The organism is Exiguobacterium aurantiacum (genome assembly GCF_001766415.1).
Lineage (GTDB): Bacteria > Bacillota > Bacilli > Exiguobacteriales > Exiguobacteriaceae > Exiguobacterium > Exiguobacterium aurantiacum_A.
Genome location: NZ_MKXO01000026.1, coordinates 1 through 725, shown reverse-complemented (window position 1 = coordinate 725; position 725 = coordinate 1). Strand labels below are relative to the sequence as shown.

Annotated in this window: 1 protein-coding gene and 1 pseudogene; both read right to left on the bottom strand. The window is 50.1% G+C overall.

Going from position 1 to position 725, the window contains the following annotated elements:
• Positions 1-392 (bottom strand): GNAT family N-acetyltransferase (locus BJU60_RS14760; RefSeq protein ID WP_070329513.1); only part of this gene is annotated, 392 nt, incomplete at its 3' end.
• A gap of 17 nt (positions 393-409) precedes the next feature.
• Positions 410-725, bottom strand: a pseudogene (locus BJU60_RS14755) (nitrilotriacetate monooxygenase); the annotation flags it as partial.

The window sequence follows — 725 nt, the reverse complement described above, 5'->3', positions numbered from 1 at the left end:
ATCAGCCATGGATGCTTATCAGCTGTACCGAGCGACACGTACGGCACCTTCAGTGTATCCCTTAGCACTTCGGTTTCCACCCATTCCAGCAAGGCTGAGCCTGTGCCTTTTTTGGCGGCTGGTTCTGAGGCAAACCACCAGATATGAGGGACGCCGAACGGTCCTGGCTGCTCTCCCCAAGGCATACGGAGTGATAAGGTGGATAGAAGCTCTCCGTTTTCTTCCATCACATAGCAAAGATTCTTTTGTACATTTTTCTGAACGAGAGCGAAATCAGCATGTGCTGCTTGGAACTGGATGCCGAGCTCACGAATTGGCTCGTATGCTCTTGTTGTCAGTTCAAGCAGCGCCTCTATATCTGCCTCTGTTGCCAGACGAAACGTGTATCCCAACGTTAGTCACCTCACCCTTATATCGTGTAGCGATTTTTTGGCTCTGTTAATCCAAGATTTTCTCGTAAGGTTTGTCCTGTGTAATCAGTTTTGAATAAGCCTCGCTCCTGAAGGATTGGGACGACGCGGTCTACGAACACATCCAGCCCTTCTGGCAAGAGCGGCGGCATGACATTAAAGCCGTCTGCTGCTTCTTCACGAAGCCATGTTTCCATCACATCTGCCAGCTGCTGCGGCGTTCCAATGAAAATATTATGACCGCGTGAGCCGGCAACCGATTGATAGAGCTGGCGAATGGTCAGGTTATCCTTTCTCGCCATATTCATCACGAGA